This is a genomic window from Niallia sp. FSL K6-0212 (genome assembly GCF_038007605.1).
Classification (GTDB): Bacteria; Bacillota; Bacilli; order Bacillales; family Cytobacillaceae; genus Niallia; species Niallia circulans.
In genome coordinates this window covers 138,320-157,283 of record NZ_JBBOXL010000002.1, presented here as the reverse complement: position 1 = coordinate 157,283, position 18,964 = coordinate 138,320, and the positions used below count along the sequence as shown (strand labels likewise).

Here is an 18,964-nt window from a genome sequence, read left to right as displayed (position 1 = left end):
AACCTAATAACGAGATATATGGTTGGGATTTGCGTGAAGGTATTTCTCTTTTGCCAGTAGAGAAATTGCTTATATAGGTCTTTCCAGTGCCTATATAAGATTCATGAGAGTTAGGAATAGTCTACTCATGAACAAGTAGCGCCGGAGTATAGAGGGCATCTAAGGAATGTAAAAGAAGGGCTGGTTTAAAGGGAACGTGCGAGAGCCAATAAGTGGAGGTATTGGAACTTATGAAACTTATTGGAAGTCAGCGACACCATAGTACCAATAATGAATAGCCGTTTGTATCTTGCTATAAGTTGCTTCTGCAACGAAATGTAAGAGAGGGTAGAAACTATTCTAGGGAAGGGTGTTAGTCGAGAAGTATTGCACTAATTGAGGAAAATGTTCAAACGAACCATGTGAGAGTAAAAGAGTTAATTCATTTCGGATAGTCCATTTTCTCTAATCAAGGGGGCGATCCACATAGAAATGAAGGATAATAAACAATTTCCACAAAACGAAAAAGAGCTAAAACTAGCACTTGATAGTATGTACCGATTAGCCAAAGAAAGCAATAAACCTTTCTATAACCTTATTGAACTTATGAAGAACGAGCAGACTATACTGACCGCCATTCATAATATCAAGGGTAATAAAGGAAGCAAAACTGCTGGTATTGATGGTAAGACTATTGATTACTATCTTCAAATGGACAGAGATAAGTTGATGTCCCTAATTCGTAGGAATATCAATAATTATCAACCTAGTCCAGTAAGAAGAAAGTACATTCCCAAATCAGATGGTAAGCAACGTCCCTTGGGTATTCCTAACATGATAGACCGCATCATACAAGAAATAGCCAAAATTGTCATTGAACCCATAGCAGAAGCTAAGTTTTACCATTACAGCTTTGGTTTCAGACCAATGCGTTCAGCTGAACAAGCCATTGCTGAAACACTAGAACGTATTAGGAGAAGCAAAACCTATTGGGTAATAGAGGGCGATATTAAAGGATATTTCGATAATATCAATCATAATAAGTTGATTGAAATAATGTGGACATTAGGAATCCGAGACAAAAGAGTGCTTATGATGATTAAGAAGATGCTAAAAGCAGGAATTATGGAAGAAGGTAACTTCAGAGACAGCGTTAGTGGTTCACCACAAGGCGGTATCATCTCACCTCTTCTGGCTAACATTTATCTTAATTACTTTGATTGGGAGATTGCTAGAATGTTCCAAGAGCATCCAGCTAGGTATAAGGTCAAAGACGTTTCTCGAAATGGGTTACAACGTGTTCGTCAAAGACACGAAGATACATTTCTAATCAGATACGCAGACGACTGGGTTATACTCTGTAAAAGTGAGGAAAATGCCAAAAGGATTCTCAAAAAAGTGGAGAAATATTTTAACCACCAATTGAAACTGGAGCTATCCAAGGAAAAGACCTTAATTACTGATGTGAGAACTAATAGGGTCAATTTCTTAGGATTCTGGATTTTTGCAGAAGAACATCGGCTTAGAAAAGGCAGCATACAAGGAAAAGCTATTCCTAATATGGATAAAGCCAAATTGAAAATAAAGGAAATTAATAAAGATATTAAAACCCTTTATGACCATCGCGGTACTAAATCCAAACAGGTTGCCATAATCGAGAGTATCAACTCAAAGATTGTCGGTATAGCAAATTATTATAAAATCGCCAACGTATCTACTATATTTCAAGGGTTTGATAAACGTATTCATTATGCCCAATGGAGAACATGGTTGTTTATGAACAATCGTCGAGGACGATATCATCAACTAACTACTCCAGCGGACACCCTTATAAATAGAAGAGATAGACATAAAGAGCAAAAAAGCAAGGTGTTCTTCGTTGAAGAGCATGGAGCCAAAGTAGGAATAACCAAATTTGCATTTACTCCTAAACGTAATGCAATGAAAGTGAATCTCTTAATGTCTCCCTACACAGAAGAAGGTAGAAATATTTATAAACGGACAACTGGCAAACGTGAGGCACTAGAAAGACCGAATTTCTTCCAAGAGGATATTCCTTTCTATCAACTCAATAACCGTTATCCGATATATAATTTCGAATTCTATCTAAATAGAGAGTACGCATTTAACAGAGATAGGGGGAAATGTAACTGCTGTAAGGTTTCACTATATGAATGGAATCTTAATACACATCACAAAAACCCTAAACTACCGCTCAATAAAGTCAATAAGGTGATAAATCTAGTTTCCTTATGCAAAACATGCCACAAGCTGGTTCACAATGAAAATCCTGTTACCCATACCAAAGGTGGAAAGAAAATAGAGCAACTTAGAAAGTTGCTTAAAGAGGCTAAATAAGTACGGCTTTCGAGGATTAATTAACTCTTATTCGTATTTGAACAAATTAGTGTGATGTCAGTTATAGTCGCAATGCTATAACAGGCTTTATGGAGAACTGAGACAACAGTTTAAAATATGGCTTCCCGATGGAACGCCGTATGCGGTGAAAATCGCACGTACGGTGTGAGGCGGGGGAAAAGATGGAGATTACTTCAAATTCTTACCTATCGCACCCGAAATGGGTAGTGGCTACCTCAATCCTTACGGATTGGGATGCCACACATAAAGTACCATTATGACTGCTGTGGCTGATGTACTATCGGATATGAAAAATAAAGAAGGTTATCATAGTGTTTTAATGTGCCCACCTTCTTTAACTAAAAAGTGGCCAGAAGAGATTAAAGAAATAATTCCTCATGCTGAAGTGAGAGTAATTGAAAGAACGAGTCAATTAATTACTTATCATCGTGATTGGTTAATGAGTGGAAGAAAGAAACCAAAAAAACCAGTTTTTTTCGTTATATCTTTTACGACCATGAGAGGAGATTCATCTATCGTTCCGGCTGTTCAATTTAGTCAGAAAAAAACTAGTAAACAGCAAAGTGAAGATAGATTACCTTATCGATATGGTTATTATTGTCCTTCTTGTGGAAAGGCTCACCAGGTAATTGAAGATATAAAAGTGATTCCTGATACGGATGAACCTTCTAAAGAAATAGAAGTGCGTTCTACAAGAACCATGGATAAAGACGAATTCGGAACTGGAAGAAGGCTCCAAAATACACAAAAGCCCGCAAATGCCTTTTGTTCAGAATGTGGAGAAAGCTTATGGACCAAGAAGGTAGCAACTCGTTATTCATCAATAAAAGAATGGTATGTATATGAAAAGAAATTGATTCATGCCATTAAAGAGGGAAATAAGAACTTATTAGAGCATATTCAAAGTAACCAAAAAGAGGTTCCAAAAAAGCAGGGTCAACCACGAAGAGTTGCTAGTATTGAATACATTCGAAGAAAAATGAAAAATTTTTTTGATATTGCAATTGTGGATGAGATTCATGAACGTGTGACACGTTACCTTATAAGTGTCGATTGATACGAAATAGGTGGTTTGAAGTTAATCTTCAGATACAACTGATATACCGATGTCGGGAATGAAAGCCGTCATGTTGAGCTGAAACCGGCAGTCTAATACTCCTACACGCATCTATCGTGATAGCGATAATTGCGTTTTGTGTGGAACTAGGTGAAGTCGGCTGAATCTAACACTATAGCCGCTTGCAAGAGAAAGGTATGGTTAGAGATAGGCCGGGACGCTATAAAATACCTATGGTGAGAATGTTCCGTTGGGGAACTGTCAAAGATCGCGAATGTACGTGCCTAGAGGATTAACGACTGGGAAACCTTTCGTACTACTTTTGTAGGGTGAGATACCGATGAGTAAGATTGTTCGTTATGAAAACCGGAATAACCGACTAAGAGGTTATAAGGCTCACAGGTGTAAAGCGACCACCTACGGGTATATATGCACAGCTAGGTATATCGGAACGTGGTAAGCAACCAACTCCTACCCAAACACCTATCAGTGGGGAGGTCACTATAAGGTTAATTTTAATCGAAGTGTGTTTATGGTTGTGAAAGTAGGGTCACAGTACCGTTGAAGCTATGGAAACATAGTGGAGGGATAGGCCCAAGTCTAGTCTTACTAATAGAAATCCGAGTAAAAGTTGAAGCTCATGTTTCGGGTAAGAAGGTGAGTTGGAAATCACGCTAAAGGAGTTGATTTCTGCACCAATGAGCGCAATAACGAAAAGACACAAACAATACTACGACTTCTCTGAAATACAAAATAATTTATTCCTTAGAAGTCGAGAGGGAACAAGAAATTTCAAAAGTTTGTTAGAGGTAATAATTTCTGACGAGAACATCCTTCTTTCCTATCGGCTTGTTAAGTCAAACATGGGGTCAAAAACTCCGGGTACTGACGACCAAACAATTTTGAATTTAGCCAAAAAGGAACAAAATGAATTTATCTTATATATGAGGAAGCTGGTGTTGAATTACAAACCCAAGTCTGTCAGACGCAAATGGATTCCTAAGAATTATGGAAAAGGGAAAAGACCTTTAGGAATACCTTGCATACAAGACCGAATCGTACAACAAATGTTTATGAATGTTCTGCAGCCTATATGCGAAGGGAAATTCTATAATCATTCTTACGGTTTCAGACCGACTCGTACTACAAGGCACGCAGTCGCAAGGGTACAAACACTAGTTAATATCAATAAATATCATTACACGGTAGATATTGATATTAAAGGATTCTTTGACAATGTTAATCACTCAATACTTCTTAAACAAATTTGGAATATCGGCATAAGAGATAAAAGAGTAATTGCAGTAATCGGGAAAATGCTTAAAGCACCAATAAAGGGCGAAGGAATACCAACAAAAGGTGTACCACAAGGCGGGATACTATCTCCTTTGTTATCCAACATCGTTCTCAATGAACTAGACCATTGGGTAGCAAATCAGTGGGAATCCTTTGAAACAGAGCATAAATACTCGGTTAATCACTCTAAATACGTAAATCTTAGACGTACTTCTAAATTGAAAGAAGGTTTCCTAGTAAGATACGCTGATGATTTTAGAATCATGACAAACAACCATGATTCAGCGGTTAAATGGTTTCATGCGGTAGTAGACTTCTTAAATAAGAGACTAAAGCTTGAAATTTCACCCGAAAAGTCAAAAATTATTAATCTAAGGAAAAAGTCTTCAACCTTCCTCGGTTATAAATTTAGAACAGCTATCAAGGGAGATAAAAGAGTGTTCTTCTCTCATATAGATGATGAAAAACGAAAACAAATCGTCAGAAAATTAAAAGGTAGAATTCTTAACATACAGAAACATCCGACAGCCTCAAACGCAAATCTTTACAATTCGGTGGTTTTGGGAGTACAAAACAATTTCAAATATGCCACTCACATTGTCAAAGACATGAGCGATATTGAGTACCGAGTTCTCCGAACTCTTAAAAGTAGGCTGAAGAAAATCTCAAAGTATGGCATTCCCATAAACCTTCCTAAAAAGGGAGCGTATTTAAAGTTTTATAGTAACACTCGTAAAACTTATAAAGTGGCAGATGTGTACCTGTTTCCAATAGGACAGATTAAGACAACGAATAACTTTAATTATTCTCAGTCTTTAAATCCTTATACAGATGAAAAGAATTTTGATTGGGACAAACAAATTGCTGAACTAATGCGTTCCAGACTTCCTAATAGAAGTGTTGAATACATGGATAATAGACTATCCAAATATTCCGCTCAAAAAGGGAAATGTTTTATTACTGGATTACCGCTTAAAGCAAACGATGTCCACTGTCATCATAAGAAGCCTACTAGTTTAGGTGGAAACGACGAATTTCAAAATCTTATCATTGTTCACAAAGATATTCACATTTTGATACACGCTACTAAGGAAGAAACCATATTAAAGTATGTTAATAGATTCAACCTTCATACCAAACAAATCGAGAAAGTAAACCAACTCAGGAAACTTTGTAAACTCGAAAGGATTACTATTAGATAAAACTAGATGGAACGCCGTATGAGCTGAAAGGTTCACGTACGGTGTGGAGCGGGGGAAAAGGTCAGTCTGAAATGGCTGTTTAAGGAGGAAGTTTAATTTATTCAACTATCCAAATACTTACCTATCGCTATTGAAAGCATCGACAAGTGCTCAAGGAAATGCACTTGGAAGTATTGCAGCTGCAGCTAAGAAAGTGGTTGGAGGAACGGGAACATTATTTGGTGGAAAAGTGCGCCCATAAGGGCATTTAGTAATTCGACTTTAGGCAAGTCGTAGGAGTGTAGAGGCATCGATTGTCTCCTATCATCTACTAATTTACTCGTGAGGGAAACCAATAACGGGGAACACAGCATATTAGGTGAAAAGCCATAAGTCACCAAGTTGTCATGGTGCAACTGAATGGCAAGATGAAACCGAAACAGACGAGGATGAATGCTAAACTGCGTGAACGATAGCCAAAGGAGTCCTAGCGAAGACATAGACGGAAGACTTCTATTAACGTCTATTGACCAAATATTATCTAATAGCCTTGCCGTTAGATAATTACTGCTTTATAAATAGCTTTTCCGTTTATAAAGTTATGCCTCAGTGGTCTTCCAACCATAGTAAATGGTAAATGGCGAAAGTCGCATCCGACACTGGTTCAAGCCTATGTTACTAAATGTACTAAATGGGGATTGCCTAAGTTGGAATGCCTGTAAAGGCTATGGCACTTTAGGTGTCTGAATATCCAATATGGCAACAGAGAGTCCGTAGTAGTCAGAGCTAGGGAAAGCCTAGTACATGGCGAAGGGACCAAGTTATCTAGTCCAGAACAAAATCAGGAAGGTGTGGAGACACTTTGAGAATCCCAAAAGTAGTTATGGACAACCTAGTTGAAATGTCCAAGAGAGATGAGAATTACGTTTTCGAGCGTATATATCGAAATCTATATAATGAAGAGTTCTTCCTAGAAGCTTATGCAAAGTTAGCCAAAAAGGAAGGTAATATGACAGAGGGAACGGACGGAAAAACCATTGATGGTATGAGCATCGACCGAATCCGTAAAATTATTGAACAGTTAAAAGACGAAAGTTATCAACCAAGACCTTCAAGAAGAGAATACATCCCAAAGAAGCCAACAGGTCAAAGACCTCTAGGAATTCCTTCAATGGATGATAAGTTAGTTCAAGAAGTAGCACGTAGAATCTTAGAAGGGTTATACGAGCCTATCTTCCGTGATTCTTCACATGGTTTTAGACCTAAACTTAGTTGCCAAACTGCTGTAGACAAAATACAAAAAACATTCACTGGAGTTAAGTGGTTTGTTGAAGGAGACATCAAAGGATTCTTTGACAACATTGACCATCACACTTTAATCAATCTTCTTAGGAAAAGGATAAAAGATGAAAAGTTCATCCGACTTATCTGGAAATTCCTCAAAGCAGGATACCTAGAGGATTGGGTTTACCACAAGACTTTCAGCGGCACACCTCAAGGTGGCGTTATCAGTCCATTATTAGCAAATATCTATCTACATGAATTGGATAAGTATATGGAACAATATGCTGAAGAATTCAATAAAGGTAAGAAGCGAAAACGGACACATGAATACAGAGCGTTAGAATGGCAACTAACGAAAATGAAGAAATCAGATGAAGAATGGGCTTTAATGTCCACTTCCGAGAAAAAGGAACACACCAGAGTTTACAAGGCACTCATTAAGAAACGTAATGAGATGAATGTGACTGACCCGTTTGATCCTGACTTCCGAAGAATCAATTATGTTCGTTATGCTGATGATTTTCTTGTCGGTGTAATTGGTAGCAAGGGAGATGCATTAAAAATCAAACAGGATATTAAAGCATTCTTAGCTAATAAGCTAAAACTTGAACTATCTGTAGAGAAGACCCTTATCACTCATGCTCATAAGGAGAAAGCTAGATTTCTAGGTTTTGATATTGTAACAAGTTACAGTACACAACCAACAAGAAATAAAGATGGCAAACTCCAAAGGCAAAATAACGGTAAGGTTAAACTTTATGTCCCGAAGGAAAAATGGGTAAATAAACTTCTTGATAGGAACATTCTAAGAATAAACGATAACGATTGGAAAATGATTCATAGACCTGAACTTATCAATAATGACGACCTTGAAATTATTAGCATCTATGATGCTGAATTACGAGGATTCTACGAATATTACAAAATAGCAAATAACGTGAGTGTGCTTAATAAAATGGCATACATCATGGAATACAGTATGTATAAAACGTTTGCTAGTAAATATAAAATTTCGGTTAGAAAAGTCATAGATAAATTCAGTGTTAATGGAGTATTTACTGTTCAATATGAAACGAAAAAAGGAATGAAGTCTAAAACTTTAATCAGCTCGTTTACAAGAGCAGAAAAAGTAAATAAAGATTTCAAAGTGGATAATCTACCTAATGGTTGGATGTACAGTGGTATCACAAGCCTAATTGACAGAATGAAAGCTCGCGTATGTGAATACTGCGGAGCGATAGATGTCGATTTAGAGATGCATCATGTCCGGAAATTAAAAGACCTCAAAAAGAAGAAAAATCTTCAAAAGTGGGAAATGATTATGATTGCTCGTAACCGAAGACAATTAGCTTTATGTGCTAGAGGACAAGGAAACGACTGTCATATGAAATTACACAAAGGACAATTGTAATTAAACTAGGTGGATAATAGTGAGCCGTATGCTTGGAGACTTGCAAGTACGGTTCTGGGGGAGAGTTGGTGGAAACCTACCATAGTAATATGGCAAGGCACCGCCTTCTTATCTCGTTGCGGAAGATATTTATTATAGTGCGCCATGTTTCTCTATAAATCTGGTAACAGATGAAATGAGAGGGTTTGAGTGAAAAACAAATCTAACTGATTTTCAGATTAATCAAGGTGAAATCCCTTGTTAGGGTCAAGGACTTAAAGATTCTACCCTAATACTCCTACATGCGCCCCTTTGTTCATAAAGGCGGGGTATGAAGCTAGGTGAAGTCGTAACGTGAGAGATTTACCTACATTTCTCAATATAGTGCGGGGGTCCTTAAAAGTAGGCTATGACAACGCGAGGAACTCATGTTTGAAGCATCGTAAATGTCTCCTGAACTTAAGTAGGTTCAAAGGTTCATATATTCACCGAATATCGGCTCAGTTTTAAATTGGAGAAGATACTAATACCAGTTGTTGTAGTTGGCTGGATATTAGAGCTAATCAGTTAAAGTCCATCTCGATTAGTGAGTAGGTGCGGTGTAGAGTGAGTGTCTAAGGTCTGCAAAAAAAAGGGATACGAAAATCGGAACGTGGGAAGTTACTTTAGATGAGGATATGGAACATCCTATGACTCTAATAGTAATGGCAGCAGCCCGTAGTAGTATTGAAGCAGAGTAATGTCTGTGGAGCGAAGGGGCATAGTCAATGCAAGAGGGAATTAATTAACAAGCTAACACGAACCGTCTTCTATATGAAGATTGTGAGAGTTAAACAGTTAACCTACCGAAAGGAAGTGATCGGTTGGGGGATAAAAGGCTTGTTATCAAAAAAGAGCAAGATTTGAGAAATACATTCGACAGAATGTACAAATCTGCCAAGGAAACTAATAAACCGTTCTTCAATCTTACGGATTTAATGATGGAAACCGAAACCATTATGACAGCAATTCACAACATTAAATCAAATAAAGGTAGCTTTACTGCAGGAATCGATAGGAAAGAAATTAACTACTACTTGCAAATGGAGCCCGATACCCTTATACGCTTAACTAGGAAAACAATACATTCCTATAATCCAAAACCGGTAAGAAGGGTTTACATTCCAAAGAAGAATTCTGAAAAGAAAAGACCTTTAGGAATACCCACTATGCTGGACAGGATTATACAAGAGATTGCAAGAATGGTAATCGAGCCAATTGTTGAAGCTAAGTTCTTCAAACACAGCTACGGTTTTAGACCTTATCGGTCAACCAAGCACGCAGTCGCCAGGATAGTTGACCTAATTAATCGAGGCGGTTACAAATTTGCTTTGGAAGGTGATATTGAAGGCTTTTTCGACAATATCAACCACAACAAACTGATATCGCTAATGTGGGAAATGGGAATCCGCGATAAACGCTACCTAATGGTTATAAAGAAAATGTTGCGAGCTGGAGTTATGGAAAACGGTAAAGTCTCTATAAGCGAAAAGGGTTCTCCTCAAGGAGGAATTATCTCTCCTGTACTTGCCAACATCTACTTGAATAACTTCGATTGGATGATTGCAAGTGAGTTTGAAGAACATCCTGCCCGCTATAAAGTCGATAATCCGAGGAAAAACGGAACAGCAAGAGTAAAAAGAAGACACTCCGCCTGCTACCTAATTAGGTATGCAGATGACTGGATCGTGCTTTGCGAAACCAGGAAAAAAGCGGAACAAGTTTATGGCATAGTAGACAAATATCTAAAACACGTTCTTAAGCTTAACCTTTCTAAGGAAAAAACGCTTATCACAGACCTATCACAGGAACCTGCAAAATTTCTTGGCTTTAACATAAAAGCTGAAAAAGCTAGGGGAAAAGACAAGATTGTTGGTAAACCCTTCATTAATATGAAGTCCTTAAGAGAGAAACATCGAGCCATCCTTGATGACATTAAGACAGTGGAACACGATTTTGTAGATGATGCCTACCTTGCTTACCAAATAGAACGAATCAATGCGAAAATCATCGGAATTGCTAACTATTATAATGTGGGCATATGCAATGACACATACAACAAACTTTCATGGAACCTAGTGAACCGAATGTTCAAGGTCTTTAAAAGGCTTAAGGGTGAAAAATGGAGAGATTTCTATAGACCTATCTATGAATCTAATAATCGAATAGAACGACACAAAAATTCTAAGAGAAAAACATTCATGATTAAAGTCGATAACGTTAACATCGGGCTTACTCAGTACATTCTTACCAAAAGCGAAAGGGCAATGAATTTCAATCAAGAAATGACTCCCTTCACTCCTTTTGGCAGAGAACTACGGAAAAAGCAGACGGACAAGAAACCTTTGTTGGTTAGGCACTCCCTATACAATGAAAACGACCTCCGTTTCATAGCCTATAAACCGAAGCGAGGTAATATTCTATTCTACAATTTCGAATACATTCTCAATAGGGAATATGCTTTCAACCGGGATAAAGGTAAATGCAAATGTTGCGGTAAAAATCTCAACTCAAATACACTCAGGTGCCATCATAAAGACCCAAGTCTTCCTATGGAAAAGGTAAATAAGGTTACAAACCTCATTTCCTTGTGTGTTGAATGTCATAATGCAGTTCATGGTAGTGAGCTTCCTAATGATGATAAAGTCGCAAAGAAAATAGATAAACTAAAAGGTTATCTCAAAAAACAAATCCTTGTGAGTTAATCCCAAAAAGTTTGTGAAACCTAAAAGGTCAATCACACGCTTGCATTGATGGAACGCCGTATGCGGTGAAAGTCGCACGTACGGTGTGAGGCGGGGGAAAAGACGGAGATAACTTCAAAGTCTTACCTATCGCCATCCTTATGGAGGCTGTTTCCTTCTTTGATGGTGGAAAATGGTTATAAATATTCTGAAGTTAGAAAATGGAACGAAGAATATGGGGTAATTGAAACCACCACTTATAATCAAGATTCCAATGCTGAATATACAAACAAGCAATCAAGAGGTGGGACAAAAAGAAACGAGAAAATACTACCAGGTATTTCACCGTTTGTTTTTTCAAAATTTCTTGTACAAAATACAGTACTTGTTAGATTAGTTGATGTTTGGCCAGATCCAGTTGAATTCGTGAATGTGCCAACTATACTAGTGAAACCAGATGAAGATCTTCAACAAAATTATCTGAGAATGGTCAACACTTTTGAAAGATCCATTGAGGAGTTAGAAGATGGGTTTAAATTATATATGCCGTTAACTCAGACTGGAATTTCATACCCAGATAATCCATTTACTTATCCGGCATTTTATATGAATGGTGAACTTATTTGGAAGCCAGAACCATTTGAACAAGAAAGAATTCTTAGTAAAGAGAAGAAGTTACAGGAAATAATTAAGGGCGAGATATCTGAAGGAAGAAAATCTATTGTTTATGTTCGAGATACCGGGTCAAGCGTTGAAGGTAGGGATGTTAGACCACGATTAAAGCATATTTTAGAAATGATTGGTGCTAAGGTCTGTATCCTGGATACTTCTTCAACAAGTACAAATAGACGAAGTGAATGGTTAGAAAAAAAGATAAAAAAAGAAAATTATGATGTTTGTATTGTATCTCAAGAATTAGTGAAAGTAGGATTAGACCGTGCGACAAGAAGTTGCTAAATAATAGTGTTTCCATAAGAAACCGTCTTAGTCATTGAGGACGTTCCCGCCCGACACTGCTTTTCGAGTAATCGAATTGTTGGGTTGCATGAGGGTTAAATGCTTAATGGAGGAATTTACACAGAATTCCAAAAGAGCTAGGGAAAGTTAGGAAGGTATAAGCGTAAGCTGAACCTTTGTAGTCTTCGTTACCGACAACAAGCGTACTGTGATTGAACAAGCTTGTAGATGTGGATAGGAAAAGTTCTACGGTCGAGGAACTGCGAAATGACCCATAGATCCACCGGAGTAAAGAAGGATGCCTAACCTAACGTATCTATTATTAGTGAAACTTGGTAAGCCCTATACATTCCTCTCATCTAAGGTAGGGTGACCGTAAGGAAACCACAATATGTAGAGGGTAAAGGAACGTGGAGAAAGCGAATGTCGACATAACGAAAGTTAAGGTGAAAACTCATTTGTATAAGCCGTCGAATAGGGCAATACCCAAATCGAAAGATTGCAGACTTCCACGTGGTCATCAACACGAATAGAAAGCGAAAAGAATAATCCTTAAAGAGAGGGAGATATGTTATGAAAACCAACGAGTACGTTGCGTCGGCTGTTTCCCCACTGGTGGATAACTGGCACTCAATTAATTGGATGAAAGTTAATCGCTATGTAAGGAAACTTCAACAACGAATCTATCGTGCCGAACAACTTAAACAAACGAGAAAAGTAAGGAAATTACAAAGACTTCTACTTAGAAGTAAAGCGAATTTACTGTTAAGTATTAAGCGCGTAACGCAAGAAAATAGAGGCAAAAAGACAGCTGGTATAGACGGATATATTTCTAACACTCCGCAAGAGCGAGTTGAATTATACAACAAACTTAAAATGTACAGTATAAGAAATATTAAGGTTAAACCGGCTAGAAGAACATATATCCCTAAAAAGAATGGAAAGAAACGTCCGTTAGGCATTCCTGTAATTGTTGATAGAGTGTACCAAAACGTATTTAAAACTGCTCTAGAACCACAGTGGGAAGCAAAATTTGAAATGACATCGTATGGATTCAGACCTAAACGTGGCGCACATGACGCTATGAGCGATTTATTCGTGAAATTAAGCAGAGGAAGCGCTAAGGGGTGGATTTTCGAAGGTGATTTTGAAGGCTGCTTTGACAACTTAAACCACGACCTTATTATGGAAAGAATTAAAAACTTCCCAAATAACAAAATCGTTAGAGAATGGTTGGAAAGTGGATACGTTGACAATGCTACATTCCATAAAACAGACAAGGGAACACCACAAGGCGGAATCATCTCACCACTGTTAGCGAACATAGCATTACATGGGATGGAAGAAGAAATTGGAGTAAGATATATCCACTCTAAAAGACAGGGAGATACATTGTATACCTCGTCAGTTGGCGTTGTTAGATATGCAGATGATTTCGTTATCGTCTGCCCTACGAAAGAACAAGCCGTTGGGATGTACGAAAAATTACAACCATATCTAGACAAACGTGGATTGAAGTTAGCAAAGGAGAAAACAAGAGTTGTTCATATTAGTGAAGGATTCGATTTCCTCGGATTTAACTTCAAACAATACCCAACTAAGGATGGAAATAAATTATTCATTAAACCATCACTTGAAAGTGTCAAAAATGCTAAACAGAAAATCAAGGAAGTATTCGACTGGGGAAAAGGCAGAGAAACAGCATATCTAATTGAAAAACTGAATCGTGTATTACAAGGGATTGCAAACTATTGGTCACCAACAGTAGCCAAAGTAATTTTCAGAGACATTGATACTTATGTTAATGAAAAAGTCGTAATTTACCTTAAACACAGACATCATAGAACTTCATTTAGAAAACTGATGAAAATGTACTTTAAACCAGACAATACAGGCGTAAGCAAAGACAAGTGGCTCCTAACGTGTCCAAAAGATAATACGAAACAGCTTATTCGCATGAGTTGGACTAAGATTGAAAGACACGTAAAGATCAAACAATATAATAGTCCATTTGACGCATCGCTTAAAGCTTACTTTGATAAACGTGACGAGAAAATATTCAATAGGGAAAATACTAATGCTAAAAGGAAACTTGCGAAAAAGAGCAGATACAAATGCAGAATTTGTGGTGAATCCTTACAAGGAATAGAACCAATTGAAAGCAATCATATAGTGCCTGTAGTAATTGGCGGAGTTGATAGTTATGATAACCTCGAACTACTACACAAATCATGTCATAAAACACACCATGTATTGTTAGAGAATTATGGCGAAGGTAAGAAATTACCAAAAGTCGTAAACTACCTAGAAAGCAATGGTATCAAAGACGTGAATAGTAAAAAGGCTATTAATCTTATGAAAAGAGCATTCAAGAAGTTCCGTTATTAAGTTGAGAGGATGATAGATGGCTTGAGCCGTATGTGCTGAAAGGTACAAGTACGGTTCTTAGGGGGGAAAGAGGTGGTAACATCTCCGACCTACCCGACTATTATGTACTCCAACATTGATATTTTATCAATTTAGTTGGTCTTTATTTACAATTAATCAAGCTGCACGAAGAGCGTGGAGAATAAAACAAACTGAGGAGTGTAGACTGTATTATTTAGCGTATAAAAATATGTACCAAGAACAAATGGCAACATTGATAGCCATGAAGAATAAAGCTGCTGGTGCTATTAACGGTGATGTTTCTAGTGATGGATTGAATGCTATGTTAGGGGATACAGGGGATTTACAATCCATGTTAATACAGTCGATAAAGAAAGGAAATGTGCTTCAAGGAAGTACGGAAGAATGGGTTGCAGAAGCGTCTGATAGAGCTAGAGAAATTCTTTCTAATATTGGAAAACCAAAGAATTTCTCATTAAAATCAAACAAAGAATATTTCGAAGAATGGGCTAATAAGTACATTAAAACTGACAGTTCAAGAAATGTTCTTATAAGAAAATCTAAAACTATCGCTAGCAATATAGAGAAAGGTAAAATTCCTGGTTTTCATTTTAACGAAATGATATTGGAAGTAGATTTATATGCTGCTTTTGGAAGTGATTCAGCTCTTGATGGTGAAATAGTAGACTATTTAACTCGAAGTGAGAGGGAGTCTAAAACAAATAATGATAGTTCACAAATTTCCTTGTTTGATTTAGTGGAGGAAAAACCAGAAAAGAAAAATAAACGTAGAGTAGTCAGTGGTCAGCTGGCATTCGAATTATTTTAGGAGGATAAAAGTGCATACTATTACGATAAATTTAGATTGGTTTGTATATATGTATTTTCTAATAGAATATTTTTTCCATGCAGTCTGTATGGATTTAAAGATGAAACAGTATTATTTAGAGAATGGATTAATTCCAACAGAGACAGAACCTAAATCGAAAGATGAAATTATTTATTTAGAAGAAACTCAAAATCTAAATATACAGGAAGATGATTGGGAAGAAGTTATGCGCCCAACTAATATTTATCATATTACTCCGACTGTTTCAGAATTAGATGATAGAACAATAGAATACTTATCGAATTTGACTAAAGAAATTAATTTTGAGGAACTATGTGACGAGCAAAGTGGACCTCTTGAAGAGGAACTTAACCTTACAGATTTAAATACCACAACTTCTCGAGAATGTAGAAATAAACAAGTAAATTCAGAAATAGAGGATCAAGTGGATGATATACCCACTACAAAAATAGCTGATAATTTACAAGGGAAGCAGCGTTGGCTTGTATCTGTTCTAGGTATGGAAGAGGAATATATTCATGTTTCAGATGGTAAAAGAGCGTGGATAAATATTGGCGAAAGTGTGTATCGAATAAATAGAAAGGATTCCTTGTCTTTAGAAATTGAAAGAGAAGGAAAAAATATAAGAGTTTTAAAGATAGAAATTTTAGAACATGCTGTTTCATCAGATTATATTATCCCGGATGAAAAAATCGAATATGAGGCAGCTGCAATTTAAGGGTTATTTGCTATTCGGAGGAAGTGAATTTAGTTCACCTCCTTCACTAAATGAACAAATTAGGATTTGTTCATTTAGTGAAGGGGGAATCCTCTCGGGTACAAATCCACCAGTCAAGGTCTATTTAACTAGTTTTTGGTGAATTTTTCATGAAAATTAGTAAAAATATCCCTGTAATCGACAAGCTTCGACAGTTTTACTATATATATTAATACTATACTAATGTACATCTATGATAAAAAAAATGAAAGAAATTATAAAAAGCCATCTAAAGGGGGCAGTGGAATGAGATCTGAAATCAACACAGCTGGTTTAGAATCTATATTGTCTGTGATTGAGGATGACAATCGTTATATTCAAAAACTAAATTTAGATTATAGGATAAAAGATAATAAATTCTATATTGGTTGTTTATATGGAGATACATTTAATACGTCACTCAAGAAAAATTACTTAGAGGTGCTATCTCAAGAAGTAATTAATATGTACGAGAGATGCTTATTGCCTTTAAGCACTCTTAAAGTTCATGATTTTACAGTAAATTTAGAAATTAATGATAGAGGTGAATTTATACGGGAAGAGCAATATATAGAGATTATTATCCCTGTAGAAGCAGTTGATAAATTATCAACTTTATCCCAATTATATAGCAAATTTAAAAAGCTCATCCCTCTTTTTCCCATAATTAATTCGATAGAGGTTCAAGGAGAAAGAAAACAGTTAAATCAAATTCGAATTTACCTTAACCCTAAGGAAAAATCCTATTTAATAAATGAAAATAAAACGGATGTTTTAGGACAATGGATAGCAAGTTTTGATAATTTTATAGACAATCTTCCAGAAACACCGTTCTATACAAAAATTAAAGTCCAAAATGGAATGATAAAACCAATACAATTTAAAAATGAAAAGGAGAAATGGAAATGGTTCGTATAGGAGAAAAAAGTATAAATGAGATTATGGTAACAATTAAGGAAAAACAATTAAACTTATCGAGATTAGAATTTAAAACGAGAGATAAGTTTGTTTTAATAGGGCCAATTGGTACAGAGAAAATAAAGCAAGAAGATGACTATTATGAAAATGTAAAAGAAAATCTTATATTTGCTAATTATAGCTGGCTTTCACCATTATGCGATGATTTAAATTGTCCATTTCAAGGACATTTAGAAGTCTTACCATCAGGAGAAATGAACCATCATAATATTGATTTAACAATCAGTATCCCACTATCTGGAAGCCTAGAAAAGGCAAAAATAATGAGTACATTATATGAGCAATTTAAGGTGTTAGAAAAATATCGGAATTTCATCCAATTTTTTGATGTAAGTGGTTTTAAATACATGACAAATCTCATCCATGTAAGTTTAAAAATTCCTGGTAATAAAATTACGCCTCTTTTAAAAGAGGCAAAAACAAAACCTGTGAATAAACAAATTATTTCTCAGTGGTTAGCTACAGTAGAAAATATCATGGATCAGAATGCCAATAATTTCAGTTATTCACATAAGGTTTATGCTGTTGATGGTAGAATGCAATCCACTACTTTTGAGTCGAAATTCACTTTTAAAGTTCATCAACGAAGAGGGATCTTTAATGATTAGAAGCCAAGTCAAAACGATTATGTCATTAATAATAATCACAATTTTATTGATTCCTACAAAAGCAATGGCAAATCCCTTTAGTGATGCTCCATCTATGGATGATATGATTACAAATTGGGGAAATTCCATAAATGATTCTGCACCGATAGTTTCTAGTTTATTCTCATCTCTTTTTACGATAATGTTCCTGGTTGGAGTTGTTAGGCTAGGGTATTCAATTGTTACAAAAACTGGGCAAGTTATGAAAGGGGCTACCGGTGTACTAATTTGGGCTCCAATTTCTTTCTTTATAATTCGTATTTTTTTAATTGTATTATTTACAATAAACACAACAAATGTTACACTGTTTGCAACTGATGTAATAAACTTATTACAGTTATCTGGTTTTTATACAGTAGTGGGAATGACATTAGTTGGATTAGTTATGTTTCTATTCTATAAACTTTTGAAACACCCTGAATTTGGTAGATGGAGTAAGAGACTATGGGCATCTGCGGGATTTCTATTGATTATTAGCTTTATAATCCCATATGCATTTGGTGCAGCATAAATAAAGAAGGTGATATCTTGTTGTCTTTAGTAGTAGATAATACAAAAAATGCGAAAGAAATATCTTATACATGCCGGAATTCTTGTGATCTTTATGATGTTTTAACAGAATCCTGTTCAATTAAGAATAAGGTAGATGTAGATAATTCATTCGTTGTTTCAAAATGTAGTAGATATTTACCCATAAGTAGTTTGGAACTGGATATAAAAATAAATCAAAAAGAATTGGATGGTTTAGAAGAAGAGGAAATCTCTTATCCTGAGATACAAGGACAAATTGAAACCTTAGAAAAATCGTGCTATCCTTTTAAACCGGATTTTCCAGCTGGAAGAACGGATGCCAATTGGTATGTTTCTCCTTGTCAAGAATACGGTTGTTGGATAGTTAATGATTATAAGAAGCCAATTGTATTAGTTAGTCCTAATCCTGGAGAAAAAGTCTATAAGTCGGCAGTACCACTTCATAATCATAATGCATCAATAGGTTTAGCATCACGAATAGCTTGGTATATTGATGAAAATGGTATGGGGCGATATGTAACCTTACTCAATGGACATATTCTAAACTAACAAAGCCATCAAAGTTTGAAGTAAACGTTGATATCTAGC

At 36.2% G+C, this 18,964-nt stretch carries 13 protein-coding genes; all 13 read left to right on the top strand.

Annotated features, from left to right (window positions below):
• Window positions 1-471: 471 nt before the first annotated feature.
• The 13 genes from ltrA (MHH96_RS24450) to MHH96_RS24390 all read left to right on the top strand — a co-directional run bounded on the left by ltrA (MHH96_RS24450) (window position 472) and on the right by MHH96_RS24390 (window position 18,925).
• Window positions 472-2,337, top strand: a complete 1,866-nt coding sequence (ltrA, locus tag MHH96_RS24450; protein WP_171510404.1) for a group II intron reverse transcriptase/maturase — start codon at window positions 472-474, stop codon at window positions 2,335-2,337.
• Window positions 2,338-2,614: 277 nt separating this feature from the next.
• The gene (locus MHH96_RS24445) at window positions 2,615-3,415 is read left to right on the top strand and encodes a hypothetical protein (RefSeq protein ID WP_341118256.1); all 801 of its coding nucleotides are present in this window, start codon (window positions 2,615-2,617) and stop codon (window positions 3,413-3,415) included.
• Window positions 3,416-4,113: 698 nt separating this feature from the next.
• A complete protein-coding gene (ltrA, locus tag MHH96_RS24440; RefSeq protein WP_341118283.1) occupies window positions 4,114-5,913 on the top strand; it encodes a group II intron reverse transcriptase/maturase in 1,800 nt (599 codons plus the stop codon).
• An 841-nt stretch (window positions 5,914-6,754) separates the two neighbouring features.
• A complete protein-coding gene (locus MHH96_RS24435; RefSeq protein ID WP_341118255.1) occupies window positions 6,755-8,587 on the top strand; it encodes a reverse transcriptase/maturase family protein in 1,833 nt (610 codons plus the stop codon).
• An 842-nt stretch (window positions 8,588-9,429) separates the two neighbouring features.
• The gene (ltrA, locus tag MHH96_RS24430) at window positions 9,430-11,310 is read left to right on the top strand and encodes a group II intron reverse transcriptase/maturase (RefSeq protein WP_341118254.1); all 1,881 of its coding nucleotides are present in this window, start codon (window positions 9,430-9,432) and stop codon (window positions 11,308-11,310) included.
• A 162-nt stretch (window positions 11,311-11,472) separates the two neighbouring features.
• On the top strand, window positions 11,473-12,246 hold the full coding sequence (locus tag MHH96_RS24425; protein WP_047944136.1) for a hypothetical protein: 774 nt from the start codon (window positions 11,473-11,475) through the stop codon (window positions 12,244-12,246).
• 573 nt (window positions 12,247-12,819) lie between these two features.
• Window positions 12,820-14,634 carry a group II intron reverse transcriptase/maturase gene (gene ltrA / locus MHH96_RS24420; protein WP_144545618.1) on the top strand — a complete coding sequence of 605 codons (1,815 nt, stop codon included), beginning with the start codon at window positions 12,820-12,822 and terminating at the stop codon, window positions 14,632-14,634.
• 229 nt (window positions 14,635-14,863) lie between these two features.
• Entirely contained in the window at window positions 14,864-15,463 is a 600-nt protein-coding gene (locus MHH96_RS24415; RefSeq protein WP_047944134.1) for a hypothetical protein, read from the top strand.
• Between the two features lie 10 nt (window positions 15,464-15,473).
• Window positions 15,474-16,202: a hypothetical protein gene (locus tag MHH96_RS24410; RefSeq protein WP_341118253.1), complete on the top strand. Its 729-nt coding sequence runs from the start codon at window positions 15,474-15,476 to the stop codon at window positions 16,200-16,202.
• Between the two features lie 285 nt (window positions 16,203-16,487).
• On the top strand, window positions 16,488-17,138 hold the full coding sequence (locus MHH96_RS24405) for a hypothetical protein (RefSeq protein ID WP_047944132.1): 651 nt from the start codon (window positions 16,488-16,490) through the stop codon (window positions 17,136-17,138).
• On the top strand, window positions 17,126-17,806 hold the full coding sequence (locus tag MHH96_RS24400) for a hypothetical protein (protein ID WP_047944131.1): 681 nt from the start codon (window positions 17,126-17,128) through the stop codon (window positions 17,804-17,806). The genes MHH96_RS24405 and MHH96_RS24400 overlap by 13 nt, the downstream gene beginning before the upstream one ends.
• Window positions 17,799-18,356: a hypothetical protein gene (locus MHH96_RS24395; RefSeq protein ID WP_047944130.1), complete on the top strand. Its 558-nt coding sequence runs from the start codon at window positions 17,799-17,801 to the stop codon at window positions 18,354-18,356. Before MHH96_RS24400 ends, MHH96_RS24395 begins: the two co-directional genes overlap by 8 nt.
• 20 nt (window positions 18,357-18,376) lie before the next feature.
• Window positions 18,377-18,925: a hypothetical protein gene (locus tag MHH96_RS24390; RefSeq protein WP_341118252.1), complete on the top strand. Its 549-nt coding sequence runs from the start codon at window positions 18,377-18,379 to the stop codon at window positions 18,923-18,925.
• Window positions 18,926-18,964: the final 39 nt, after the last annotated feature.

Bases quoted from the DNA above. Each gene is read 5' to 3' on its own strand.
- ltrA (WP_171510404.1), top strand. From the start codon at position 472: ATGAAGGATAATAAACAATTTCCACAAAACGAAAAAGAGCTAAAACTA.
- MHH96_RS24445 (WP_341118256.1), top strand. From the start codon at position 2,615: ATGACTGCTGTGGCTGATGTACTATCGGATATGAAAAATAAAGAAGGT.
- ltrA (WP_341118283.1), top strand. From the start codon at position 4,114: ATGAGCGCAATAACGAAAAGACACAAACAATACTACGACTTCTCTGAA.
- MHH96_RS24425 (WP_047944136.1), top strand. From the start codon at position 11,473: ATGGTGGAAAATGGTTATAAATATTCTGAAGTTAGAAAATGGAACGAA.
- ltrA (WP_144545618.1), top strand. From the start codon at position 12,820: ATGAAAACCAACGAGTACGTTGCGTCGGCTGTTTCCCCACTGGTGGAT.
- MHH96_RS24415 (WP_047944134.1), top strand. From the start codon at position 14,864: ATGTACCAAGAACAAATGGCAACATTGATAGCCATGAAGAATAAAGCT.
- MHH96_RS24405 (WP_047944132.1), top strand. From the start codon at position 16,488: ATGAGATCTGAAATCAACACAGCTGGTTTAGAATCTATATTGTCTGTG.
- MHH96_RS24400 (WP_047944131.1), top strand. From the start codon at position 17,126: ATGGTTCGTATAGGAGAAAAAAGTATAAATGAGATTATGGTAACAATT.
- MHH96_RS24395 (WP_047944130.1), top strand. From the start codon at position 17,799: ATGATTAGAAGCCAAGTCAAAACGATTATGTCATTAATAATAATCACA.